23 protein-coding genes are annotated in these 24,613 nt (G+C 69.6%); 3 read left to right on the top strand and 20 right to left on the bottom strand.

Annotated features, from left to right (window positions below):
* Positions 1-4 precede the first annotated feature (4 nt).
* The 14 genes from ACIOC0_RS07825 to ACIOC0_RS07890 form a co-directional block, all read right to left on the bottom strand.
* On the bottom strand, positions 5-1,189 hold the full coding sequence (locus ACIOC0_RS07825) for an acyltransferase (RefSeq protein WP_402153557.1): 1,185 nt from the start codon (positions 1,187-1,189) through the stop codon (positions 5-7).
* Positions 1,182-2,222: an alpha/beta hydrolase gene (locus tag ACIOC0_RS07830; protein WP_402153559.1), complete on the bottom strand. Its 1,041-nt coding sequence runs from the start codon at positions 2,220-2,222 to the stop codon at positions 1,182-1,184. The genes ACIOC0_RS07825 and ACIOC0_RS07830 overlap by 8 nt, the downstream gene beginning before the upstream one ends.
* Before the next feature lie 193 nt (positions 2,223-2,415).
* On the bottom strand, positions 2,416-3,318 hold the full coding sequence (locus tag ACIOC0_RS07835) for an alpha/beta hydrolase (RefSeq protein ID WP_402153561.1): 903 nt from the start codon (positions 3,316-3,318) through the stop codon (positions 2,416-2,418).
* A 423-nt stretch (positions 3,319-3,741) separates the two neighbouring features.
* Positions 3,742-4,941 carry a kynureninase gene (gene kynU, locus ACIOC0_RS07840; RefSeq protein ID WP_402153563.1) on the bottom strand — a complete coding sequence of 400 codons (1,200 nt, stop codon included), beginning with the start codon at positions 4,939-4,941 and terminating at the stop codon, positions 3,742-3,744.
* On the bottom strand, positions 4,934-5,773 hold the full coding sequence (locus ACIOC0_RS07845) for a tryptophan 2,3-dioxygenase family protein (protein ID WP_130438631.1): 840 nt from the start codon (positions 5,771-5,773) through the stop codon (positions 4,934-4,936). The genes kynU and ACIOC0_RS07845 overlap by 8 nt, the downstream gene beginning before the upstream one ends.
* Before the next feature lie 211 nt (positions 5,774-5,984).
* A complete protein-coding gene (locus ACIOC0_RS07850) occupies positions 5,985-6,398 on the bottom strand; it encodes a DUF3151 domain-containing protein (protein ID WP_130438633.1) in 414 nt (137 codons plus the stop codon).
* Positions 6,399-6,533: 135 nt separating this feature from the next.
* On the bottom strand, positions 6,534-8,522 hold the full coding sequence (locus tag ACIOC0_RS07855) for a YncE family protein (RefSeq protein ID WP_402153565.1): 1,989 nt from the start codon (positions 8,520-8,522) through the stop codon (positions 6,534-6,536).
* Between the two features lie 256 nt (positions 8,523-8,778).
* Positions 8,779-9,810: a class II fructose-bisphosphate aldolase gene (fbaA, locus tag ACIOC0_RS07860; protein WP_402153567.1), complete on the bottom strand. Its 1,032-nt coding sequence runs from the start codon at positions 9,808-9,810 to the stop codon at positions 8,779-8,781.
* A 133-nt stretch (positions 9,811-9,943) separates the two neighbouring features.
* Positions 9,944-10,492: an orotate phosphoribosyltransferase gene (gene pyrE, locus ACIOC0_RS07865; RefSeq protein ID WP_130438639.1), complete on the bottom strand. Its 549-nt coding sequence runs from the start codon at positions 10,490-10,492 to the stop codon at positions 9,944-9,946.
* Positions 10,493-10,574: 82 nt separating this feature from the next.
* Positions 10,575-11,363, bottom strand: coding sequence for an aldose 1-epimerase (locus ACIOC0_RS07870; RefSeq protein ID WP_402153569.1), 789 nt, complete (start codon positions 11,361-11,363; stop codon positions 10,575-10,577).
* Positions 11,364-11,400: 37 nt separating this feature from the next.
* On the bottom strand, positions 11,401-12,288 hold the full coding sequence (locus ACIOC0_RS07875; RefSeq protein ID WP_402153571.1) for an SRPBCC domain-containing protein: 888 nt from the start codon (positions 12,286-12,288) through the stop codon (positions 11,401-11,403).
* A gap of 103 nt (positions 12,289-12,391) precedes the next feature.
* The gene (locus tag ACIOC0_RS07880; RefSeq protein WP_402153573.1) at positions 12,392-13,933 is read right to left on the bottom strand and encodes a polyamine aminopropyltransferase; all 1,542 of its coding nucleotides are present in this window, start codon (positions 13,931-13,933) and stop codon (positions 12,392-12,394) included.
* A gap of 65 nt (positions 13,934-13,998) precedes the next feature.
* Positions 13,999-14,574 (bottom strand): DUF2617 family protein, encoded by a 576-nt coding sequence (locus tag ACIOC0_RS07885; RefSeq protein ID WP_402153575.1) that lies wholly within the window; start codon positions 14,572-14,574, stop codon positions 13,999-14,001.
* 445 nt (positions 14,575-15,019) lie between these two features.
* The gene (locus ACIOC0_RS07890) at positions 15,020-15,328 is read right to left on the bottom strand and encodes a hypothetical protein (RefSeq protein ID WP_402153577.1); all 309 of its coding nucleotides are present in this window, start codon (positions 15,326-15,328) and stop codon (positions 15,020-15,022) included.
* 140 nt (positions 15,329-15,468) lie between these two features.
* Between ACIOC0_RS07890 and ACIOC0_RS07895 the strand changes: the two genes are divergently transcribed.
* The 3 genes from ACIOC0_RS07895 to ACIOC0_RS07905 all read left to right on the top strand — a co-directional run bounded on the left by ACIOC0_RS07895 (position 15,469) and on the right by ACIOC0_RS07905 (position 19,213).
* Complete coding sequence (locus ACIOC0_RS07895) at positions 15,469-16,671, top strand: pyridoxal phosphate-dependent aminotransferase (protein WP_402153579.1); 1,203 nt, start codon at positions 15,469-15,471, stop codon at positions 16,669-16,671.
* A 962-nt stretch (positions 16,672-17,633) separates the two neighbouring features.
* On the top strand, positions 17,634-18,848 hold the full coding sequence (locus tag ACIOC0_RS07900) for a helix-turn-helix transcriptional regulator (RefSeq protein ID WP_402153581.1): 1,215 nt from the start codon (positions 17,634-17,636) through the stop codon (positions 18,846-18,848).
* Between the two features lie 125 nt (positions 18,849-18,973).
* Positions 18,974-19,213 (top strand): hypothetical protein, encoded by a 240-nt coding sequence (locus ACIOC0_RS07905; protein WP_402153583.1) that lies wholly within the window; start codon positions 18,974-18,976, stop codon positions 19,211-19,213.
* Between the two features lie 78 nt (positions 19,214-19,291).
* On the opposite strand, the gene ACIOC0_RS07910 is transcribed toward ACIOC0_RS07905, so the two are convergent.
* The 6 genes from ACIOC0_RS07910 to ACIOC0_RS07935 all read right to left on the bottom strand — a co-directional run bounded on the left by ACIOC0_RS07910 (position 19,292) and on the right by ACIOC0_RS07935 (position 22,796).
* Positions 19,292-19,681 (bottom strand): hypothetical protein, encoded by a 390-nt coding sequence (locus tag ACIOC0_RS07910; RefSeq protein ID WP_402153585.1) that lies wholly within the window; start codon positions 19,679-19,681, stop codon positions 19,292-19,294.
* Positions 19,682-19,947: 266 nt separating this feature from the next.
* Positions 19,948-20,577, bottom strand: a complete 630-nt coding sequence (locus ACIOC0_RS07915) for a transfer protein spdA (RefSeq protein WP_402153587.1) — start codon at positions 20,575-20,577, stop codon at positions 19,948-19,950.
* Positions 20,570-20,782, bottom strand: a complete 213-nt coding sequence (locus ACIOC0_RS07920; protein ID WP_402153589.1) for a hypothetical protein — start codon at positions 20,780-20,782, stop codon at positions 20,570-20,572. Before ACIOC0_RS07920 ends, ACIOC0_RS07915 begins: the two co-directional genes overlap by 8 nt.
* A 563-nt stretch (positions 20,783-21,345) precedes the next feature.
* Complete coding sequence (locus ACIOC0_RS07925) at positions 21,346-21,633, bottom strand: hypothetical protein (protein ID WP_402153591.1); 288 nt, start codon at positions 21,631-21,633, stop codon at positions 21,346-21,348.
* Positions 21,634-22,029: 396 nt separating this feature from the next.
* On the bottom strand, positions 22,030-22,512 hold the full coding sequence (locus ACIOC0_RS07930; RefSeq protein WP_402153593.1) for a hypothetical protein: 483 nt from the start codon (positions 22,510-22,512) through the stop codon (positions 22,030-22,032).
* On the bottom strand, positions 22,512-22,796 hold the full coding sequence (locus ACIOC0_RS07935; RefSeq protein ID WP_402153594.1) for a hypothetical protein: 285 nt from the start codon (positions 22,794-22,796) through the stop codon (positions 22,512-22,514). The genes ACIOC0_RS07930 and ACIOC0_RS07935 overlap by 1 nt, the downstream gene beginning before the upstream one ends.
* Positions 22,797-24,613 lie beyond the last annotated feature (1,817 nt).

Below are 24,613 nucleotides of genomic sequence, written 5' to 3' on the forward strand. Positions count from 1 at the left end.
AACTCTAGGCATCGTGGACCGACTTGGCTCGCGTCGTCCTCGAGCCGTACCGAACGCGGACCACACGGGACCGGCCGCCGCGGACCCGCCTCGATCGCTTCCCGGTTCGTCTCTCGAAGCCGTGGAACGCCGCGCAGCAGACGCCGAGGACGAGGGCGAAGACCGGCAGCCACAGGAGACGGACCGCTGTCCAGTGCGGGTCGTCCGGGGAGGTGTGCAGGCCGGGCAGGGGACCCGCGAGGAGGGCGGTGGCGGTGGTCGCCATCAGGGCCGTCTGGTGCCAGAGGAAGAGCGTCATCGCGGAGAGGTTCACCAGTGCCACGGCCGTCCAGGCCAGGGGCCTCTCCATCGCCCGGCGCAGACGCTCGCGCAGCAGAAGGGCCAGACCGCACTGGGCGAGGCCGAAGGTGACGGCGGCCAGCGTGGGCGGGTTGAGGTTCGACACGGCCGCACCGGGGACGCCCACCATCGACGCCGGGTAGCCCGCCCAGCCGACGAGCACCGTGGTCGTCACCGCGCCGCCGACGAGCAAGGCCCAGCCTGCGCGCGGGCGTTCCAGCTCGCCGCGTGTCCAGGCCGCCCCCAGGGTGTACGGCACGAGCCAGCCGGCCGCCAGGTTGACCCAACCGAGCCAGGCGGGCCCGCCGAGGCCGAAGCGCACGAGGTCGACATGGAGGACGACGGCCAACGGCCACAGGGGGTTCAGCCGGGACAGCAGCGGGGTCGCCGCGGTCAGCACCGCGAACACCAGCAGGAACCACAGCGGGGACAGCGCCAGCTTCAGCACGGTGTGCACGGTGACGGGCGTCGCCCCGCCGAGGAGGAGGGAGACGGCGATCGCCGTCCACAGCGCCAGGAGGGCCGCGACCGGGGTGAACAGGCGGGCGAGCCGTTTGCGCAGCCAGCCGCCGTAGGTCTCGCCCCGCGCGCGTGACGAGATGCGGCTTCTCGTCGCCACATGGCCGCCGACCATGAAGAACAGCGCCAGGGTCTGGAACGCCCAGGAGACGGGGGCCAGCCAGGGCATGGACGCCAGCGGGCTCGCGGCGCGGAGGGCACCGCCGGGCGAGGCGACCAGGGCGGTCACCAGCCAGTGGCCCAGGATCACACCGAGGATCGCGACGGCCCGGAGGGCGTCCGTGGCTCGGTCCCTCGTGGGGGCGGGGGTGAGGTGGAGGAGTTCACGCATGGGTCACCTCCTCGGTCCGGCCCAGGACGATCCGGGTGATGTTGGTCAGGGATTCCGAGCGCGGCCGGAAGTAGTCGCTGTGGCCTCCGGGGCCCGCGGTGAAGAGGTCGGCGCCGAAGGAAGGGGACATGGGGTCGGTGCCGAAGCCGAGCTTCGTGCCGAACAGGTCGACCTCGGCGTGCGGCACCTCCGCCACCCAGTCGTCCGCGCCCCGGGCCGCCCAGACCCGCGCGCGGGTGCCCAGCTCTCCGGCCGAGTCCGCGCCCGTCCCCGGGCTGCCCAGCAGGACCAGGTCGTCCACGTCCAGGCCGTCGGCGGCGCGGCCGCACACGACCGAGCCGTACGAGTGGCACAGGAGACTGATGTGAGCGGAGGGGCCGGTCACGGCTCTCAGGTCGTGGACGAACTCCCGCAGCTCCGGGGCCGCTTCCTCGGCCCGGTCCGCGGTGGCCGCCGTGGTGCTGACCGTGCGGGGAGTGGTGTAGCCGAGCCAGGCGATCACCGCGGTGCGCCGGCCGGCGGGGGACGCCTGGGCAAGGCTTCGGTGCAGGGCCGCCGCCGCCCTGTGGAAGCGTTCGTAGGTGTCGAGCGAGGTGTCCGAGCCCGGTATCAGGATCGCCACGCGCTCGGCGCCCGCGAGGTCGCCGAGGATCTCGATCGCGCGGCCCGTGCCCCGGCCGTCGAAGGCGAGCAGATCGCGGGAAGGACCTGCCAGCGCGTGATCCGCCCCGGCGCGGTGACGGTCCCCGTGCTCCGCCGCCATCCGCGACGCCAGCTCGGCGTTGGCCCGGTTGGCGGCGTACGTCCGCGGCAGGGTCTGCGCCGTCAGCGGAGCGAGGTCGGCGGGCGGCGGGGCGGGGACGCGGGGGCGGGCCGCGGCGGAAAGGGGGACCGCTATGGCGGCCGTGATCAGGACGGCGAGGAGGGCGCGCAGGCATCGTCGCGGCAGCCTTGACCCAGGCTCCCTCGACCTGGGCTCCGCTTCCGGTGTCGCGTCGTTCCGGCTGCGCCTGCCCCTCGTGTCCTCCTGCATCGCCCCGCCCCTCCGTCCCGGCCGCCCGGGCATCGGGCGTCACAGGACGGGAAGTTACGGATCAGCGGTCGTCGTCGGCGTCCCGCCGCAGGACTCTTCTTCGGCGTAGCTCCCAGGTACTACAGGTACTACGGGTGGGGTCGGGGGCCGGGGCCCTGCTGGACGGGCACGGCGCGTGTCGCCGGCCGGTCCCTCACCACGCCAGTTGGGCGATCTCCTCCGCCACCACCGCGCACGCGTCCGCCAGCGGGTCGATCAGCGGGAAGTGGCCGACGTCCTCCAGCAGCGTCAGACCCACCATCTCGCCCGCCTTCGCCGCCGCGTCCGCGTACGACTCGGCGACCGCCTGCGGGACGACGAGGTCGGTTCGGCCCTGGACGAGGGTCGTCGCGATGCCGGTCGGGAGGAGGAGCGCGGGGTCGGCGTACGGCTGCCTCGCGGTGAAGTGCTCGTCGCCCCCGAGGAGTTGCCGGGCCGCGTTCCCGCAGACGTCCAGCTTCTCGGCGACCTCGAAGTCCGCGATGGGGGCGAGTGCGACGACGCCCCGGAGCGGGGCGGGGCCGCCGGTGCGCCACGGGGCGTCGGCGGGCAGGACGTGCCGGGCCGCCGCCCACAGGGCGAGGTGACCGCCCGCCGAGTGTCCCGTGAGCACCGTGCGGCGGGGGTCCGCCTGCGGGAGGGCCTCGCGGGCCAGGGCGGGGAGGGCGTCGAGGGCGGCGGCCACGTCGTCGAAGGTGTGCGGCCAGCGGCCGGCGATCGGGGCGGGGGTCGGTTGCTGTGCCGGTTCCTTCGCAGGGCCCTGTTCCCGGCCTCGGCGGTACTCCACGTTCGCCACGGCGAAGCCTCGTTCGGCGAGGTAGGACGCGAACGGGGTGATGTGCCGTCGGTCGTACGGCGCACGCCAGGCGCCGCCGTGCAGGACGGCGATCAGGGGGACGGTGTCGGTCGGGGCGCTGCCCTCGCGCGGGGCGTAGAAGTCGATCACCTGGTCGGGGTGGTCGCCGTACGAGGCGGTGGCGTCGGGGGCGACCGCAGGGTGCGAGAAGGCCGACTCCTCCTCGGCGGCGGCCCGGGCTGCGACGGCGTCGTCCGGCATGCTCCAACCTCTCAGCGGCGAAACGGGATTCTACGAGTGGGGGTGGCGGACCAGGTTTGGGATCGGCCGTTGGCGGGGACGGTATCAGGCCCGTGACGTGGGGGGACACGGGGATGTGACGCCGGATCAGGGGTTTGAGAGTTCTGCTCGGCCGGGGCACGGGGGGTGGGGCGTGGTTTTGGGGTGGCGCGGGTCGGGGTGGGTGTGGGGGTGGGTTCGCTTGCCGCGGTTTGTGGGGTGCCCTGTGTGGGGGTGACCGGGGGGAGGTTTCGCTCGCCGCGCTTGCGGGGTGCCGCTGCGCCCGCCCTGCCCCACTCTCGGCTTCGCTCGAGCGGGGGGACCCCCATCGCCCCAGCGGCACGACTGCCCGCAGCTGAGCAGGCGGAGCAGGCGGCCGCACCTCGAGGTGCGGCCGCCCGTGGGTCAGGGGGTCAGGGTGTCCGCCAGTGTGCGGGCTGCCTTCTCCGTGTCCGTGTAGGTGACGTACAGCGGGGTGAAGCCGAAGCGGAGGATGTCGGGGGCGCGGAAGTCGCCCACCACGCCTCGGGCGATGAGGTGTTTCATGACGGTCGCGGCGTCCTCGCAGCGCAGGGCCACCTGGCTGCCGCGTTCCTCGTGACGCACCGGGGTCAGTGACTCCACGCGGCCCTCGGGGACGTACTCCGTCACGCACTCCAGGAAGAAGTCCGTCAGAGCGAGGGACTTGGTCCTGACCGTGTCGATCGAGACGCCCTCCCACACGTCCAGGGCCGCTTCGAGGGCCAGCATGGACAGGATGTCGGGCGTGCCGACGCGCCCCCGCAGCGCCCCCGCGGCCGGCTCGTAGGCGGGGCGCATGCCGAAGGGCTCGGCGTGCGAGTTCCAGCCGGGGAGCGGGGAGTCGAAGCGGTCCTGGAGGTCGCGCCGGACGTACAGGTAAGCCGGTGAACCCGGGCCGCCGTTCAGGTACTTGTAGGTGCAGCCGACCGCGAGGTCCACGCCGTGCTCGTCGAGGCCCACCGGCAGGGCGCCCGCGCTGTGGCACAGGTCCCAGACGGCGATCGCGCCCGCCTCGTGCACGGCGGCGGTGAGCGTCGGCAGGTCGTGCAGCCGTCCGGTGCGGTAGTCGACGTGGTTCAGCAGCACCGCCGCCGTGCGGTCCGACAGGGCCGCAGGGACGTCGGCCGGGGCGACGGGCCGCAGCCGGCAGCCGGTCATCCGGGCCGCCGACTCGGCTATGTAGCCGTCCGTGGGGAACGTGGTCGCGTCGACGAGGATCTCGTCCCGCCCTGCTCCACCCCCCGCCGTCGCCATACGCACTGCCGCCACAAGTGCCTTGAACACGTTGACACTTGTCGAGTCGCCCACGACGATCTGGCCGGCCGCCGCGCCCACCAGCGGGGCGATGCGGTCACCGATCCGCTCGGGCGCCGTCCACCAGCCGCTCTCCTCCCAGGAGCGGATGCGCAGTTCGCCCCACTCCCGGCGGACGACGTCCTCCAGCCGGCCGGGGACGGACGCGGGCAGTGCGCCGAGCGAGTTGCCGTCCAGGTAGACGTCCCCGTCGAGCAGGAACTCCGAACGCTTGAATGCGAGTCGGTCGTCGGCGTCCAGCTTCGTTGCCTTGGAGGCGAGCTCAGACATAGGACCTCGCCGTCCACAGCTCCGGGAAGACGTTCTTGCGGGCGCGCTTCTCCAGCCAGGCCACGCCGGCCGAGCCGCCCGTGCCGGTCTTCGCGCCCATCGCGCGCCGGGTGGCGACGAGGTGGTCGTTGCGCCAGCGCCACACCAGTTCGGCGACGTCGGTCAACGCCTCGCCCAGGCGGGCCAGTTCGTCGCTCTCGTCGCCCGAGTACAGGGCGGTCCAGGCCGCCTCGACCTCCGGCGACGGCTCGTACCGCAGCGACACGTCACGCGTGAGCACGGCGTCGGGGATCGCGTGCCCGCGCCGCGCGAGCAGCCGCAGCACCTCGTCGTAGAGGCTCGGCTCGTGCAGGGCCTTCTCCAGCTCGTCGTGGACGCGGGGCGCGCCGCGATGCGGGACCAGCATGGACGCGGACTTGTCGCCGAGCAGGAACTCCATCCGCCGGTACATCGCCGACTGGAAGCCGGAGCCCTCGCCGAGGGCGGAGCGGTACGCGTTGAACTGGGCCGGGGTGAGCTGCCCGAGCGGCTTCCAGGACGCGTTCAGCGCCTCCAGCTCCCGCACGGAACGCTTCAGGGCGGCGATCGCGGTCGGCACGTCGTCGGAGCGCAGGGCGTTCGACGCCGTCTCCCACTCGTGGACGATCACCGTGAACCACAGCTCCATCACCTGGGTGGTGACCAGGAAGACCATCTCTCCGGGATCGTCGGAGAGGGTGTGCTGGAGGTGGGTGAGCACGTCCGCCTTGACGTAGTCCTCGTACGGCGTCGTGCCTGCGAAGTCGAGGTTCGGGGTCTCGGGCTCGAGAGCCTCGTGAGCCTCCTGGGACATCGCTGTCTCCTGTTGTGTACTCCGGGTAGCGGTCCGCCCCTGCCGTTTTCGACAGGGGGCCCCGGTCCCCACGGGCATCCTCCGCAATCGTCACCCGAAAGTGCAAGGTCCGCCTGGTCACACCCGAGAGCGCGGGGCCCGCCCGGTCACGCCGGAGAGCGCGGGGCCCGCCCGGGTCACACCGGACGGGCCCGCTGCCGTACGGCGCCCGCTAGCCCAGCGTCTGGGCCGCCGTGGCCGAGGAGTCCTTCAGGAACTGCGAGCAGCGCTCGTACTCCTCCTGCTCCCCGATCGCTCCCGCGGCACGGGCGAGGGCGTGCAGGGCGCGCAGGAAGCCGCGGTTCGGCTCGTGCTCCCAGGGCACCGGGCCGTGCCCCTTCCAGCCGTTGCGGCGCAGGCTGTCCAGGCCGCGGTGGTACCCCGTACGGGCGTACGCGTACGACTCGACGACGCTGCCCCGCTCGAAGGCGTCGTCCGCGAGCTGGGCCCAGGCCAGGGAGGACGTGGGGTACCGGGCGGCGACGTCGGCGGGGGGCGTGCCGTCGGCGAGGAGCTCGCGGGGCTCGGGGTCGTCGGGGAGGTGGGTCGGGGGCGGGCCCCCGAGGAGGTTCTCGTGAATGGACATGGCCTCCAGTCTGTCACCGAGGCGGCGGCCCGCCGGAAACCGGTCGAGCCCGGCGCCCCTCAGCGGGACACCGGGCTCGACCGCGGTGCGCGGACCATCGGCCCGCGCACCGCTCTCACCTCACGCGCCGACAGCTCAGCGAGTGAAGTTGAAGTACTTCCACGGCCCGTACACCGTGGAGTTCACGTTGTCGCCGTTGTATCCGTCGATGTACGCGGAGCGGACGCGGAAGCGGTAGCCGGCCGCGCCGTCGCCGTCGAGAGTGACGAGCGACTTGCCGTCCCTGCCCAGCGGGAAGTACTCGGGGTCGCCGCCCGAGTACCAGGCGCCCTGGACGTAGACCTGGAAGTCGAGACGGGTGTGCCGGCCCGGGTAGGCGTTGTGCCAGGTGGTGATGAGCGGGTCGGTCGTCTGGTGGTAGGTCTGGTACCAGGTGTTGCCGAACTTCGTCCACTTGTAGTGGCGCGAGAGGGTCGTCGACACGCCGGCACGGGTGCGCACGCCGGACACGGCCTGGGCCCAGCCGTAGCGGGCGTCGCCGGCGAAGACCGCGGTGACCGTGGTGTCGCGGCTCATCCACATCGACGCAGACAGCTTGCCCTTGGCGTTTACGGTGCCGCGCTTGAGCAGCCGCTTGGGCTCCGGGCCCCACGGGTCGGCCCAGATCTCCACGACACGGTTCTTGTAGGTCGGGCCGAGGGTGGCCGTGTACGTCACCGTGGTGGCGTAGTTGACCGTGAGGCCGTTGCGGTCCAGGGTCAGCGCGGTCTTGGCGTGGGCGACCTTGACCAGCGCGGTCCCGGAGGCGGCCGAGTGCTGGGCGTCGCCGGCGTAGGCGACCTTGTAGGTGACGTTCCCGGAGGCCGTCGGGGTGTCCGTGAACGAGAACGCCCCGCCCGCGCCGAGCTTCTTCGTGCCGAGCGCCTTGCCCTGCGGGGCCTCGACGTCGAACCGGGTCACGGTGAGCGGGGTCCCGGCGGGCAGCGGCAGCGTCGCGGCGACCGTGCCGGAGACGGTGAGCGGCTTGGCTCGCTGGGCCGTCGCCGGCGCCTTGACGGTGACCGTCGGCGCGGACTTGGTCGGCTCGTCCAGGACGTGCAGGCGCGGGTTGGTGTCGTAGTTGTTCGTCACCGCGAAGAGCCGGCCGCCGCCGGGCTCCCAGGCCAGACCGCCGTCGACGAGTGAGTCCCCGCCGCTGCTGCTGCTGGTGTTCGGGAAGTCGTAGGTGCGCACGGACTTCGTCTCGCCGGGCCGGTAGACGAAGACGTCGTCCCGGTACACCGAGCCGGAGCCCACCGCGACGGTGCCGTCGGGGGCGACGGCCACGGCCGCGCCGCTGTAGTCGCTCGGGTAGGTGCCCACCTCGGCGAGGTCCGAGGTCTGGAAGACGTGGTGCACGTTGCCGGCGTTCGCCGTGATGAGGCGGTTGCCGTCCGGCGTGTAGGCAAGATCGTTGGTGATGCCGGACCAGGCGGTGGTGTTGAGCGCGGTGCGGGCCGCGGCGCCCGTCGTCACGTCGTACGTCGCGACGGCGAACCGGTGGTAGGAGGAGCTGGCGGCCGCGATGACGTTCGGGTTCGCGGGCGAGGAGACCAGGCGCGGGGCGCCCGAGTACTCGGTGTCGGCGTCCTGGTCCAGGGCGACCACCGGCTCGGCGCCGGTCACGTCGACCGAGCCGATCGCGCCGTCGTGGTCGCCGCCGTAGCCGAACCAGACCTTGCCGCCGGCGAGGGCGACGTAGCGCGGGTCGGTGCCCTCGCCGGTCGCGTACCGGGCCTGCTCGGTGACCGCCGCGGTGTCCAGGGCCACGACCGCGTCGGCGCCCGGGACGGCGGCGTACAGGCGGCCCGAGTCGGCGGAGAGCGCGAGTCCGGTGACACCGGGCAGGCCGGTGGCGGAGCCGAGCACCCTGCCCTCATAGTCGGTGGCGACGACCTTGCCGATGTATGGGTCGCTGATGAAGACCCTCTTGTGGACGCCGTCGACGACGACGTCACCCGTGGACCTCAGCGGCAGGACCTTGCTGCTGTCCGCCGCCGCCGAGCCCGCGCCGCCCACGATCAGTGCGGCGGAGCTGAAGAGGACCGCGAGCGCCGTCGCGGCCGAGAGAGTGCGCTTACGCACGATGAAGAGACCCCCCATTGGTCCTTCGCGCTCCCGACGGGAACGCGGAAACCGCCGCCCCGGACCGGGGCGCGGTGATCCGCAGCGTAGAGCATGCCCCTGACATCCCGCTCCCCGGATTTCCGAGGGGAGCGGCTTTCCGGACACACGAGGGCCCGGCGCCGTGCGGGAACACGGGCGCCGGGCCCTCGACATGCCGGAAACCGCTTGCCGATCCACTTCCCCGGGGAGGGGTTCGGGCCGGTCCGGTCAGGAACTACTTGATCTTCGTGCCCGCCGAGCGCAGGTGCTGCGTCGCCTCGACGACACGCGCCGCCATGCCCGCCTCGGCAAGCTTGCCCCAGGTGCGCGGGTCGTAGGTCTTCTTCGAGCCCACCTCGCCGTCGACCTTCAGCACGCCGTCGTAGTTGCGGAACATGTGGTCGGCGACGGGACGCGTGAAGGCGTACTGCGTGTCCGTGTCGATGTTCATCTTGACCACGCCGTTCTCCAGCGCGGTCGCGATCTCCTCCGCCGAGGAGCCGGAGCCGCCGTGGAAGACGAAGTCGAACGGCTTCGAGCCGGCCGGCAGGCCGAACTTGGCGGCGACGCCCTCGTTCAGCTCCTTCAGCAGGTCCGGGCGGAGCACGACGTTGCCCGGCTTGTACACGCCATGGACGTTGCCGAAGGACGCGGCCAGCAGGTAGCGGCCCTTCTCACCGAGGCCGAGCGCCTCGGCCGTACGGATCGCGTCGTCGACCGTGGTGTAGAGGGAGTCGTTGATCTCGTGGGAGACGCCGTCCTCCTCGCCACCGGTCGGGGTGATCTCCACCTCGAGGATGATCTTCGCGGCGCGAGCCTTCTCCAGCAGCTCCTGCGCGATGGTCAGGTTGTCGGCGAGGGTCTCGGCGGAGCCGTCCCACATGTGCGACTGGAACAGCGGGCCGAGACCCGCCTCGACACGCTTCTGGGAGATGGCGAGCAGCGGACGTACGTACCCGTCGAGCTTGTCCTTCGGGCAGTGGTCGGTGTGCAGGGCCACCGACACCGGGTACTTCTCGGCGACGATGTGCGCGAACTCCGCGAGCGCGACGGCGCCCGTCACCATGTCCTTGCTGTACTGGCCGCCCAGGAACTCGGCGCCGCCGGTCGAGATCTGGATGATGCCGTCGCTCTCCGCCTCCGCGAAGCCGCGCAGAGCCGCGTGCAGGGTCTGGGTCGAGGTGACGTTGATGGCCGGGTAGGCGAACTTGCCTGCCTTCGCCCGGTCGAGCATCTCGTTGTAGACCTCGGGGGTTGCGATGGGCATTCGTCCGCTCCTTGGGTGTGCGGGTTGGCGATCTGCGTTGTTACGGCCCTGACCTAGACCTGGGGTGCGACGTCATCGTCGTCCCCATCTTTCCAGACATGGCCCGATGATCCAGCGGGTGTCCACCCGCCGGTCAGTCCAGGCCCAGCTCGTCCTTGGCGTACGCGTACAGGTAAGGCACGCCGGCGCCCTCCTGGATCTTCTCGGCGGCGCCGGTCGCCCGGTCCACGATGGTCGCCACGGCCACGACCTCGGCGCCCGCCTCTCGCACTGCCTCGACGGCGGTGAGCGGCGAGCCGCCGGTGGTGGAGGTGTCCTCGACGACCAGCACCCGGCGGCCCCGGATCTCCGGGCCCTCGACGCGCCGCTGCAGGCCGTGCGCCTTGGCCGCCTTGCGCACGACGAAGGCGTCCAGCGAGCGGCCGCGCGCGGCGGCGGCGTGCAGCATCGCGGCGGCGACCGGGTCCGCGCCCATGGTCAGACCGCCGACGGCGTCGAACTCCAGGTCGGCGGTCAGGTCGAGCAGCACCTGTCCGACCAGCGGGGCGGCCTGCCCGTCGAGGGTGATGCGGCGCAGGTCGATGTAGTAATCGGCCTCGAGACCCGACGACAGGGTCACCTTGCCGTGCACCACGGCCTTGTCCTTGATCTGCTGCAGCAGCGCGCCGCGTGTGTCCGTCATGCCGAACAGCTTAGAGGCGACCCCGTAGGGGGAACCCAGGGCCCGGGACCCAGGCCTCGCGGCTGGGAGGGGGCATCGGGGCTCAGAGTCGGGTCCAGCGCCAGGTCGTCGTGGTTTCCAGCGGTTCCAGGGGGGTGACCAGGCGCGGACGGGAGTTCAGGCCGTCGGGCGGGCCGGTCTGCGGTTCCACGCACACGGCCGCCTCCTGCTCGTCGTAGACGACGACCCACTGCTCGGGGCTGGTCACCTTCAGCTCCAGCCGCCCCGGCCAGGTGAGGGTCACGTCCACGCCGTCGGGCATGCCGAAGCAGTCGTCCCAGGGGCCGGGCTTCGGCTCGACGCGCTCGCCGGTGGGCAGGTGGTCGTCGCCGCGCTCCTCCTGCCAGGCGGGGTCGAAGGCGATCCGCACGCTCTCGCCGCCGAGGTCGCGGTTGAACCAGGGGTGCCACCCGATCTGCGCCGGGAAGGACGAGCCGTACGTCTCCACAGCCATGGACAGCGTCAGCGCGTCCTCGGTCAGCGCCACGATCTGGGTGACCCGGCCGGGGTAGGGCCAGGGCTCCACCAGGTCGTACGTCAGGACCGCCTCCTCGGCGGAACGGCGGGCCACCCGCCAGGCGCCGTCCCGGACGGTGCCGTGGATGGCGTGCGGCGGGGAGTTCAGCGGCATCTGGTGGACGGCCCCGCCGTCGCGGAAGCGGCCGTCCCTGATGCGCCCGCACCACGGGACCATCGGGAAGCAGCCGAACCTCTCCCCCTGGCGCAGCAGCTCCACACCGCCGACGCGCAGCCCCGTGACCCGTCCGCCGTTGCCGGGCCGCACGGTCGCCTCCGCGTCGCCCGCGGTCAGCGTGATGTCTTCGTCGCTCACGGGACGACCCTATCGAGGCGATCAAGAGCGCGCGGGCTCAACGACGGCGGCGCAGCGCCCTGCCGACGACGATCGCCGACGCCACGGCGAACGCGGCGGCGGGGGCGGCCCAGCGCAGGATGTCGTTGCGGGCGACTGTCTCCGGGGCGGGGACGGGGGCGTAGCGGCCGCGCGGCGGGGCGTGGTCAACCTCCTCGGCGCTGCGCCCGATCATCGTCCGGCGGGCGTGCGCGGCTTCGGCGGGGGGGCCGTCCCGGTCTTCGTCGGGTTCGATGCCGGCGGTTGCATCGGTTCCGGCGGTGGTATCAGGTTCGGCGGTGGTATCAGGTTCGGCGGCGGCTTCAGGTTCGGCGCCGGCTTCGGGTTCGGCGCCGGCGGGGAGGCCCGAGGGGGCTTCTTCGGCGGGCGTTTCCGAGGCGGGGGCCGCGTCGGCGGGAGCCGCTTGCGAGGGCTCCGGCGCGTCGGACGCCGGGCTTCCGCCGGAGGCCTCCGCCGGGGTCTGCTCCGCCCCCTCCCCCAGGTTCTCCGCGAACCGGTTCAGCAGCCGTGCGACCGCCGAGTCGACCGCGTCCGAGGGGAGTTCGGCGATCCGGCCCGCCGCGGAGGCCGTGCCCTCGAAGACGACGGCGGTCCCGCCCTCCGACTCCCGCAGTCGCACGGTGAGCGCGATCTTGACCGTGCCCGTGCCGCGGGCCTCGGTCGCGTCGCCCTCCACGACGTAGCCGCCGTCGCCCTGAACGGTGACACGCAGGGCGCCCCGGTAGGTGATGGTGTGGCCGGCGACGCGCAGCTTCAGCCGGCCCGCGACAGGCCCGGTGCCGGCGTCCTGCTGGAGCCCGGGAACGGCCCGGGCCACCTGCTCGGGGTCGGCGAGGGCCGCCCTCAGCCGCTCGGCCGGAACCGGAACGAACACCTCATGCTCCATAGATGCGGAGCCTACCCAGGCCCACGCCACCACACCTCCCCTCCGCCACAACTCGGAACCGACGCCTGCCGCGATGCCCGTGCCACGCGCCGCCGTCACAGCACTAGTAACGCGGGTGCAGCAAGGTAGAAGCCCGCAAGCCCTCCGTCCGCTCGCGCAGCTCCCGCTCGCCGGGGTCCAGGCGGAGGCCGGGCGGGCGGTCTCCCGCTGCCAGGACGAAGCCCCAGTCGCCGTCACCGTCGCCGCTCGTGCGGTAGGCGGCCGTGTGCAGCCCCACCGCGCGCAGTGTGGTCTCGACGGTCCAGAAGGCGTGGGGGCGGGTGGTGACCGGCCCGGCGTGGACGGCGAGCCGGCCCGCGGGGCGCAGGGCGCGGCGGGCCAGGCCGTAGAACTCCTGGGAGTACAGCTTGGCGCCGGCGGTCTCGCCGGGGTCGGGCAGGTCGGTGATCACCACGTCGTAGGCGTCCGGGGGGATCTTCCGGAGGCGGTCGAAGGCGTCGGCGACGGTGATGTGGACGCGCGGGTCGTCCAAGGCGTGCTCGTTGAGGCGGGAGAGCGCCGGGTCGGTGCGGGCGAGGCGGAGCAGCCGGGCGTCGAGTTCGACGACGTCGAGACGGTCGACGCCGGGGCGGGCGAGGACCTCGCGGGCGGCCAGCCCGTCGCCGCCGCCGAGGATCAGCACCCGCCCGTGCGGACCGTGCATCGCGGGGCGGACCAGCGCCTGGTGGTAGCGGCGCGCGGCGGGGCCGCCGCCGCGGAGCCGGCCGTCGAGGTAGAGGCCGACGGGGCCGCCGTCGGCGTCGCCGGTGAGGACGACCTCCTGGACGCCGGTGCGCAGCGCCACCCGGACGTGGTCGCCGTACATCGCGTGCCGCGCGGCCCGTTCGAAGTCGTCGACGAGGACGGCGGCCGAGGCGAGGACGCCGAGGACGGCGATGCCGGCGACGACGAGGGTCCAGCGGGCGCGGCGGGTGAGGTCGCGGCGGAACAGGCCGAGGACGAGGGCGCCCCCGGCGGCCACGTTGACCGCGCCGGTCAGCAGGGAGCTGGTCAGCTGGCCGAGGCGGGGCAGCAGCAGGAAGGGGAAGGCCAGGCCGCCGACGAGCGCGCCGACGTAGTCGGCGGCGAAGAGGTCGGCGACCGCGCCGCCCGCGTCCTGTCGGCGGATGCGCTGGATCAGCTCCATCAGCAGCGGCACCTCGGCCCCGATGAGCAGGCCGATGACCAAGGAGAACGCGACGATCAGCACCCGGGGGCCGTCAGCCCACAGCCCGCCCCAGTCACCCGTCCAGGCGAACGCCGCGTACGACGCCATGGCGCTGCAGCCGCCCACCAGGGCGAGCACCACCTCGATCGCGGCGAACCCGGCGGCGGCGAGCGGGCGCAGCCGTTTGGCGGCGAGGGAGCCGATGCCCATCGCGAACACCATCACGGACAGCACGACGGAGGCCTGGGTGACCGAGTCGCCCATCAAGTACGAGGCGAGCGCGACCAGTTCCAGTTCGTACACCAGCCCGCAGGCGGCGCAGACGAAGACGCACGCGAGGACCAGGAACCGCCCGGTGCCCTGCCGGACGGGCAGCCGCGCGGGGCCGCGCCATGGGGGCGGGGCGCCGGGCGGGGCCGGTGCGTGCGACTCGATCACGACTGCGACGTTACGTCACGAGTGCGGCACGCTTCGTCACCCACACGTGTGGAACCCGGCGCCGGTCACGCGCCCCGCGTTTGAACCACCCTCGGCCTGAAGTCGCCGTCGGCGGACGGGCCGTTCGCGAGGGCCGGCGCGCGTACGTCCACCCTGGTGCGCGTCGCCACCAGCTGCCCGTCCTGCGGGTACGCGTGCCAGGTGCGCCAGTGGACGGCCCCCTCGTGCCGCTGGGCGACCAACGCGGTGAAGGCGTGCGGGCTGCCGGGGAAGACGCCGGCCAGGCCGTGCGGGTGGCCGGAGACGAGGGCCAGCAGTTCCTGGGCGCGCACTGCGAACTGACTTGGCGTCAACTCTTCTACGTGTGCGGCGAACTCGTACTCCCAGTCACCCACCCGCTTGGCCACGGCGAGGGGCAGCGGGGTGCTGCTGCCGGGGAGGCAGGCCACCGTCTCCGAGCAACTGCCCCCCTCCTCCTCCAGCAGCACCTGGTGTGAGGCGCCGAGGAGTCGCAACTGGACCTGAGCGCCCGACAGTTCGAGGTCGAGGATGGCCAGGGCGGGCAGTGGTTCACGCCCCAGGGCCCAGGCGAGGTCGGCCGCGCGCGTGTCGGTGTAGGACGTGTGCAGGGTCGTGAGCATGACTCGGCTCCGCTAGAACGCAAAGAGAGGGAAGGTCCGGCACACCCCGGCAGACACCGGGAGGTCGCCCGGTCGGCCCGTTTCCTGGGGAGGACGTCCGCGCGGGACGTCCGTAGGGGTCCGAGGGGCTGCGTTGGTGGATTAGAGGGAATCATGAAAAGTGGCGCCAACACAGCGTTTTTACCCAACTTCGTGGGGTTTCCATCCCCTAGAGGGCTCCACAGCTCAACTGTTCAACCACGGCGCACGCCATGCGGCCCTGGCGCACCACGACGCGCGCCCGCGCGCGACCCCCGAGGCGGCGCGATGCCCGATGCGGCCGGACATCGTGCGACCGCGATGCCGATGCGGCCGGACATGGTGCGACCGCGAGGGACGCCCCGGTCAAGGAGCGGACCCTCGCGGTCCGGATACGGCTCCCCCCGGGGAGCTCAGCTGCCCCGTGTCAGCTGCCTCCGCCGCATCCGCCGCCTCCGCCGCAGGACGAGCCGCCTCCGCAGGAGCTGCCCGACGACGAGCCGCAGGAGGACGAGCCGCTGCCGCAGGAGCTGCCCGACGAACCGCAGGACGTGCCGGAGTCGCCCCCGCCGGCCCACCAGCCGCTGTTGTGACCGCCCCGGCCGCCCGTGCGGCTGCGGGTACGGCGGGCGCCCGCGCCGCTTCGGCGGGACGAGCCGCCGCCCGTGCGGGCGTGGACGATCAGAGACACGACGAGCACGATGACCGCCGCCGCCAGGATGAGGCCCAGGAGCATGGCGTCACCCTCCTTTCGAATCCCCCGAAGCGGCCCCCCGTGGGCGCCTCGCGCGACGTGTGAGCGTCGCGTGCACGGGGGATTCCCATCCGCCGCGCGGGCCAAAGCGCACTTGAGGAAGTCCAGAGCTTCGGCGCAGGATGACCGGCATGACCTCCACCGCACGTCCCTTCCTCAACCGCCGTCTCACCGAGTTCGGGACGACGATCTTCGCCGAGATGTCCGCCCTGGCGGTGGCGACCGGGGCGATCAACCTCGGGCAGGGCTTCCCGGACACGGACGGCCCCGAGGAGGTGCGGGAGGCGGCGGTGCGGGCGCTGCGGGACGGGCGCGGCAACCAGTACCCGCCGGGGCCCGGCGTGCCCGAGCTGCGGACGGCGATCGTCGAGCACCAGCGGCGCCGCTACGGGCTGACGTTCGACCCCGACACGGAGGTGCTGGTCACCGCCGGCGCCACGGAGGCCGTCGCCGCCTCACTGCTGGCGCTGCTGGAGCCCGGGGACGAGGTCGTCGCCCTGGAGCCGTACTACGACTCCTACGCGGCCTGCATCGCCATGGCGGGCGGCACGCGCGTGCCGGTGACACTGCGGCCGGACCCGGAACACGCCCGCTTCCGTCTGGACCTGGAAGAGCTGCGCGCCGCCGTCACCGACCGCACCCGGCTGCTGCTGATCAACACCCCGCACAACCCGACCGGCACCGTCCTCACCCGTGCGGAGCTGACCGCGATCGCCGAGCTGGCGGTGGAGCGGGACCTGCTGGTCGTCACGGACGAGGTGTACGAGCACCTGGTCTTCGACGACGCCGAGCACGTACCGCTGGCGACCCTGCCGGGCATGCGCGAGCGGACGGTCACCATCTCCTCCGCCGGAAAGACCTTCTCCTTCACCGGCTGGAAGGTCGGCTGGCTGACGGCGGCGCCCGCCCTGACCACGGCGGTCCGGTCGGCGAAGCAGTACCTGACGTACGTCGCCTCCGGCCCGTTCCAGTACGCCGTGGCGGAGGCGCTGAGCCTGCCGGACACGTACTTCGACGGCTTCCGCGCGGACATGCGGGCCAGACGGGACCTGCTCTCGGCGGGACTGGCGGCGGCGGGCTTCGCGGTCTACCGCCCGGCGGGCACGTACTTCGTCACCACGGACATCCGCCCCCTGGGCGAGACCGACGGCTTCGCGTTCTGCCGCGCCCTGCCCGACCGCGCCGGCGTGGTGGCCATCCCGAACGCCGTCTTCTACGACCACCGCGACCAGGGCGCACCCTTCGTACGGTTCGCGTTCTGCAAGCGTACCGATAAGTTGCGCGAAGCAATCGAAAGGCTGTCTGACCTGCGGAAACACCTCTAGTTCCAGCGTACGGGCCCCGCCCATGCGCCACGGGGGAAGCACACGAACGGGGCCCGAGGACCCGCACCTACCGCGCTGCGCCGCCGCAGTCACGAGAGGCGCGGGAGATCAGCGGACGGCCGCGAGGAAGTACCCGACGAACCCCGCCAGCACGAACGCAGCCAGCCGCCAGCGAGCCCCCGCCAATGTCTTCACGCCGACTGTTCGGCAGGCTCGGGATTCCTCACCCGGTTTTGGTGCCCGAATTCCCGGTGAACCCTCATCGCTGACAGCGTGGCCAGCGCCAACAGCGGGTCATTCATGCGGGCACTCGCGCTGACATTGCCTCGCAGCGCTGCGCACACAACGCAAGAATCCGGGTCCACCGGTCCGGGCCGAGGTTCCCGCAGCCATCGGTCAACGTCTTTCAACTCTGTCTCCCCTTGGCCTGGCAACGCGCACACGGGAACGGACACGGGGGCGGCGCGGAATCCGGCGGGAAATAGATCACCCCGGAGCGGGGGTCCAGCGCACCGCTGTAACCAGTCCACCAACCGTCTGTTGAGCCGCTGTAGGGGCTATCAGGGTCGTCAACGAGGGATATCGACTCCGGAGCCGGTAAGGCGCTCACGCGGGCGACCACGCGCTTTGCCGGGGCGGTCACCGCTGCGTCTTCCGCTTGAGTTCCCTCGGGTCGTCGCAGTCCACGTGCCGGTAAACGACGACCGGACTTCCGGACTGCCGTTCAAGCTCACCCCGTCGGCAGCGCTCAAGGGACTTGATCGGCTTCATGCACGCCGGGCACGTCTCCCCCGACGGGGCAAACGTCGTGTACTCCCACTGTCGGGCGTCCGTGTCCGCTGCGCTTTGGCTCGCCATGGTCGCTGTCCCCTCGCGTCGGCATTACGACGTCCACCTTCCGGCCGGAGTGGATCTCGGACTAGCGGCCACGTGTAGGCCAACTGTCGGCCAGAATTGAAGACATGAGCGGAATCGGGGCCCACATCCGACGACAGCGGGAACGGCTCGGCTGGAGTCAGGCACGGCTAGCGCGAGAGGTGTGCCGGGCCGCAGGTGTCGTTGGTGATCCGGTCGGCCGCCAGGAAGTCAGCCGGTGGGAGACAGGGAAGCGCACCCCGCGCGAGTGGTTGCCGTTCCTCGCTGCTGCTCTTGGGGTTTCCGTGGAAGCCCTCACAGCGCCACAGACGGCCGCTGAACCCCCCTTGCCGACGCTGGCCGACTTCCTGCCTGCCGAGGACCCGTTAGAGCCGCTACGCGGCCGTACAGGGGGCCGTATCGGCATGGGCCAGGTGGACGACTTGCAACAGCGGGTGCACGGCCTACGGCTCGCTGATGACTTCCTGGCCGGTGGGGATCTCATGCGGCCCGCACTGCGCGAACTTCGTAAGGCTGTTCGATTGTTCCGCGAGCATTCATATTCTGATCTGACGGGCCGTCAGCTCCTCGTCCAAATCGGGGAGCTGGCACAGATCGCCGGATGGATTGCCAGTGATGCGGGCCAGCACGAGGAAGCCGAACGCATTTACCGGCTCGGTCTCAGCGCGGCAACGCAAGCCGAGGACCGGACACTAGCCGGAAACCTTGCCGGGTCCCTCGCATACCAACTCAGCAATACCGGCCGGGAAGTTGAGGGGCTAGACCTTTCCCGCGCTGCAATGGACGGGGCCGGACCGGACGCCCCGCCAAAGGCTCGCGCGCTGTATCTCGACCGGGTGGCATGGGCGGCCACGAAAGCGGGCGGCACCGAGAACGCACAGCACGCAATGCGGGCCCTCGGGGAGGCAAGCCAAGCGCTTAGCGAGGACAGCGAGGGAATCGAGTCACCGTCCTACCTTTATTGGGTGGATGCCGGAGAATTGCGTGTCATGGAATCCCGCGTCTACACAGAACTGCGCCGACCCCTCCGCGCTGTTCCCTTGCTGCGGGAAGTGCTTAGCGAATACGACGCAACGCACACCCGCGAATTGGCGCTCTATCTCTCATGGCTTGCCATTGCCTACGCTGACGCGAACGAACCCGAGGAAGCGGCGGCCACAGCGGAACGAATGCTCACGCTGTCGGCCGACATTGCCAGCGAGAGGACTGCGGAACGGGGCCGGGTCGTTCTCGCTCGGCTCGCTGAATATGAGGACGTGCCGGAAGTCGCTTCCCTGCTAGCCGAACATCCGGCCGCGTAGGCGCGTTCACTCCAGCGCACACAGAAGCAAAGGCACCAGACAGAAAAATCGCAGGTCAGGGCACCAGGAACCCGATGCCGGCAAAAGGTGCCTATTTTCAACCGCCAACACCAGACAGGGAACAAGTGACCAACATGGAAAATTGCGGCGAGTGCGACAAAGAGTTCGACATCTCCGACGCGCGAGAGGAGTACAACGCCGAGTTCGGCGGGGAAGTCGACTACGACGACCAATACCCCGAAGGGGGCATGTGCGGAAGCTGTGCCGCAGCACAATCTTCATCATATGAGGCTCACGGTACCGCGATCCTCATGATGAATGGCGAGGTTGACTACGATGACGATTTCGTGCAACAGAATTTGTGAGTGACTTAGAAACGCCAAAGCCCCGCACCCGGCCGCCAGTGAGGCAGCGAGGTGCGGGGCGGGCAGCTAGGAACGTTCCTAGGTGGTCCGCTGGGGAATGCGACCCCAACGGAAGAATCTCGGTCGTCTAGTGCCGTCATCGTTCAGCACGGCACTAGCGGTCAATGCGAATTCATCGACAGCCTCGGCCAAAACGTGAGCGGCAGACTGAACCTGGTCAACTGCGAGGCCCGCCGCATTCTGCGCGTCGTCGAACCGGAGGTCATCCTCGTCCAGGCCCAGCATTTCCGATGCCGCCTCACGAGCCAAGCCCATTTCGTGGACAAGGTCCAGCGCGGTATCCCGCACTTGTGAGGCATCCGTGATAACCGATTCCGGGCCGAAGAGGCTTAGATCAATCCAACGGGAATTAACCTCTTTCCTCAAGGCTTCTTCTTCCCGTGGGTCCGTGTTTTCATAGCTATCCAAACCGACGCGCTCTTTTAGGTCCAACATTGTTTGAATGAAAGCTCTATAGGCGTCGTGGCGGGGTTGTCGTCTCTCTCTCAGGTGCTCAGCGCGTACCGAGATCAGCACTCCCTCCCGCTGCACCCTCCCCGTCACAACGGAGCCAACTACGCCCCCGAGCGCACCGGCTATCCCACCTAGTACCGCAGCTAGTCCGGCATCCATGGCGGCATTCTCGGATACTCCTCGGCTCACTGTCGAGAGCACCCAGGAACGTTCCTAGGTGGTCAACTGGCCATTGCGAGATACCGGCGACCGGTCCGCTCGGACACACCGAAATGGTCAGCCACCATGCGGCCGGTCACGGGTCGGCCATACCGCGAATCGAGAACGGCCAGGGCCGCGCGTACGTCCTCAGCGGTCGGCGGAGTGACCGGCAATTCCTCCTCGGCGTCCGTCTCGCTGTCCGGTGCAGCGTCGGCAAAGTCCTGCCATAGGTCAACGTCCGGCCATACACCATTCTGAGCGGCTACCGCCGGCTGTTCGGTGTCCGTGCTCGCCGAGTCGCCCGTAAGGCTTTCAGCGGGCCGCTCAGCCCTATGCATTCGCCACACGGTCAGCGGGAACACGGCGTGCAATCCAGCGGACACCCACGTATCGACAGCGGACAGGGATTCCGTCGTGAGGACACCGGCCACATTCGCGGCCACGGCAACGGCCACGCTCAGCGCAACGTCTCGGCCCGACCGGACAGCCCAAATCATGAATAGGTCAATGGCCACGGGAACGGCCGATGCAACGGTCTCTGGCACGCCATGAGACAGCGCTAGGTCACGCTCCACAGCGAAGCTAATGACCATGGCCGCAGCGGGCGCGGCATACCGGACGAGGCCGGTTATGGACAGGCGCTTAAACATTCCCCGCCTCCCTCTTGCGTCGTGCATCCTGGTATTCGCGTACGAGGTGAGCAGGCACCCCGGCATAGCGGATGTTGTCAATGGCTTGCATACGCGTCGCGTGCCTACGGTTCTCGATTGCTTCCCGCTCCCGGTACTTCCGCCGTGCTGCCGTCATCAGCTCGGCCCACTCGGCCACCTTGGCGCGGAACTCGTCATCAATCATCGGTCAACTCCCAACAATCCAGCGGGCAGAAAGGGCCCACAGAAATGGTTTGATTAGCCATCACAGGTTTTTCCCTCCCTGCCGCGCCGCATTTGGGGGCGAGGGGAGGCACCCCCCAGGGGGAGGGGTCAGAATGGCGGCACGTCATCGAACCGACCACGCTGCACGCGCTGTTCTGCCTCGCGCTGCGAACGACGCTCAGCGAGGAAACCGCCCGGCTCGCGCTTAGGTCGCTCCTTGGCATCACATGCCTTGCACAATGGCCGAAGGTGCGTCACGGCATCGGGATTAGGCTCGCCCCTCGCTATCAAGTCACGTCGACTGATCGGCCAATGGTCGGCAACCTGCGCCCGTTGTCCGCAGAGAACACACCAAGGATTCCGGTAGATAAACCTTGGCTGCACGCGCTCACGCCAGTCACGGCCGTATGAACTACCGCCCCGATTCTGTCGCTGCGCTGCTCGCTGCTTTGAATGCTCAGCGCACGCGCCGTCTCTTCCGCTTACCAACTCGGGGCACCCCGGCTGAGAACATGGGCGGGGTGGCTTACTCGGCATGGAGGCTCACACTCCGAAGGGCGGGCAGGTAATAGCGCTGAACAGTTCCTCATCCGTGAGGCCCTGCATTTCCTCTATGACGTCCATCTCTTGCTGTACGTCGTCCAGTTCGTACAGGTCATCCAACGCAGCGAGGATCACGTCATGGATTGCCTGTACGAGTTGCGCCGCTCTTTCAGAATCAGGTTTCCCCTCAGCGAGCATGCGCCGGATTTCATCCGCGTATCCATGCGCATAGCCGAAGGATTGGGTGAGAGACTCAGCGTGCGAGGGGGCGCAATCGTCGGCCAGCATGGGGCAACTCCTTCGCTGGGGCACACGTGGCAGGGAAGTGACAAGCAGTGAAAGCCGCAGGTCAGAAAACCGGTGGTTCCCGGCCGGCTCGGGGTGTGATCTTGCAACAGCGAACGGCCGCGCCACGGGTGAAAATGACACGGCCACAGCGCTAAGCGGGCGGGATAACCGGCGGGTTGATCGGGATACCCGCAGCGTCCCGAGGGGTCACGTCGAATCCAACCAATTCGCCGTGCCGGGTCCCGCCCCACACTCGCACGTATTCCACACCCCGCCGCATTACGGAACCGGTATAACCAGCGGGCACCGAATCGGCCCATGCCGGGGAACCATCAGGCAGGCGGGGGAAGTACGGGTAATCTCCCCTCGGGCCAGGGTCTAGAGCGTCCTGCGGCATTACTCGTTGCCGCCGCTCACGTAAGCCTCACGCTTAGCCTCTAGCTCATCGGCAAAATCAGCGGCAATCTCGTTCGCGCGCTGTTCGGCCGCATTGATTACGTCGTCCATGATCGTCGCGTCATAGATGCGATTCTCTGGAATGGTCGCCGTCTCGCCCAAGCGATTCTGCGCGTCCTGTGCGGCACTCAGAATGTGTCCGCGCTTGAAACGGTGCGCCCGGTACTCAGCGAACGCCACAAACCACGGCTCGTTAGAGACCAGTTCATAGAACCGTGCTCGCGCCGCCTTTTCAGCCTCGCTGTTCGCCTCCTCCTCAGCACGCCAAGTCTCCTTGACCCGGTGGGCGTACTCGATCTCTCGTGCATCGCGCTCAGCGGCCAGCGTCGCAGCCTTCTCAGCCTCGGCCGCCTCAAGGGCCGCTAGCTCCTGCGCCGCCTTTTCAGCGGCAGCACGGGCCTTCTCTAGCTTCGCGTCAGTCATCAGGCGTTGCCTCCGAGGTTCTTGTAAGCGGCTGCAATTCGATCCCCACCCGTCGAGTCGGCAGGGCCGGAAACGTCACGGCCGGAAGCGGCAGCAGCCTTCTTGCCGTCCTGGTAGTAACCCAGCGCCATACGCGACTCAGGGCTAAGAGATCCGCCATTGGCCACAACTGCGGCGGCATTCTCCATTGCAGTGCTGTAACGCCAGGACTCCGCACGAGCGCGCAGAACACTTGCAATGGTCGCGTCGGTCATCCCGCTGTCAATGTGATCGCGAGTAGTCATGAATCCTCCTTGATCGCTAGACCAGCGAAGTACTTTCGCCGGTCACTTCGAAAGTGTCGGTATCCAGCGCTGCGCACGAGCCGCGTAAACGAACCCAGCGGGACCGGGCCCACACCGTTTCGCGCGGCCCACCTATTCACAGCGCCGAACAGTTCGTTTTGGTCAACGACTGCGGGGGCGTCAGCCGTGACCGCACGCAGGGCAGCGAACACGACAGCCCGGTACGCGGCATCGTCATGCATCGCGGGAAACCTCCAGGGAAAACAAAAAGACCCCCTCGCTCGGCCTCGGCATAGGCCAAACAAGGGGGTCTTACCGGCGAGGACTACGCCGCTTTGCGCGCACGTAGATCTACCCACCGAAGAATGGGGAAGGGTTGCGGATGCCGCCGCAGAGAGAGCACCTAGGAACGTTCCTAGGTGGTGGCGACCGGTCAGGGGGCATGTGGCGCACCAGCCTGACCAGTCATCACCTATGGACACAGTTTCCGGCTGTCCGGAGTCCAGAGAGTGAGTTGGCTAAGTGCTAGAGCCTGAATTGCCGGAATATCCGACGGCAGTGCGCGCATTGATATCCGACCGTTACGAGCCGGCACTGACCCTCAGCGCCTTTCTACGGGCCTCCGGGGAATGCGTTGACGCGAGGGGGCAGCGGGACGGGGAAAGGCGCTCACAGAGCCGCACAGAGGCTTTCAGCTAGGCCGCGTGCTTCCGCTGTCGGTAAGCCTTTTGCTTGTGAGCGTTCGAGCAGTAGCGGCGGGCACGCGTAGCACCGTCCCAACCGGCGCTGTTCTCGCACCCGTCCAGTTCACAAACGGCCTCCCAGCGGGATTCCTCCGCGTCAGCCTTTGCCTGCTCGGCGCACTCCTCGGAACAGAACCGCTGACGGTTGTTCTTCGGCTCGTACGCGTCTCCACAGCGCTCGCAGTCCCGTCCCAAGAGCTTTGCCGCGTACTCAGCGGCCGTCAGCTTGCGTGCGCGCTTCCGGGCCTGCCGACACGCATTTGAGCAGACGGCCCGCTGTCGGCCGGTTAGGACGGTGTCGCATACCTCGCACCGAGGATCACCGATAATCAAGGGCGGGGCACTCCTTCCAGAGGGGTGTTACGTTGCGGCATGTAGTTGTACCTAGTTCCGGTATTGCTAGTAGGACTCCTATAGATGTTGTTGAATGTAGGTACAGAACTACATAAGTACATATAGAGAGTTTCTTGATTAGCCCTCTCCCGCTCCTCGCTGTGCCCGCTGCTTCCTAGCGAGGTAGGCCGCCCGATCCTTGCAACGAGTCGAGCAATAGAGCGCCGGTCGCCCAACACCCTTGTCAGGCACGGGGTTTGAGCAATCCGGACCGGCGCAGCCATCGGCAGGGAATAGAACGGCTTCAACGATTTTCAGCGCGTGGCGTACGTGTGCGTGAGCGTCTTCCGCTATAGGGCCTGCCTCCCATGCCGCTTCTTCCGCTCGCTGGAGCGCTCCGCGTATCTCCTCGAAACGTCGATCTGTCATTGCGGTGTCTCCTCTAAATCCTCAGAAGGGGTCCATGCGTTCCGCTTAATTCGCCGTAACGCCTGACCGGTTCCGCGTTATCCGCGAAAGTAGGTCAAAGAAAACCCCCGCCATCACTGACGGGGGGGCTGTATGTGAAGCGGGCCCCTTAGGCAGCTTCCGCGATAAGCAGCGCGAGCCGTGCCGCCTGTAGATCGGGGGAGTTCCCGAGGTTCTTTCGGAACGCTCGCACGAGTCGGCCGCGCTTGCTGTCCCTCTCGCTGGCCCACGCGTCCATACGCGCGCTCAGCGTCTCCAGGTCAAGCGTGTTCG

It is taken from the genome of Streptomyces sp. NPDC088254, from assembly GCF_044740925.1.
In the GTDB taxonomy this organism is placed as follows: domain Bacteria; phylum Actinomycetota; class Actinomycetes; order Streptomycetales; family Streptomycetaceae; genus Streptomyces.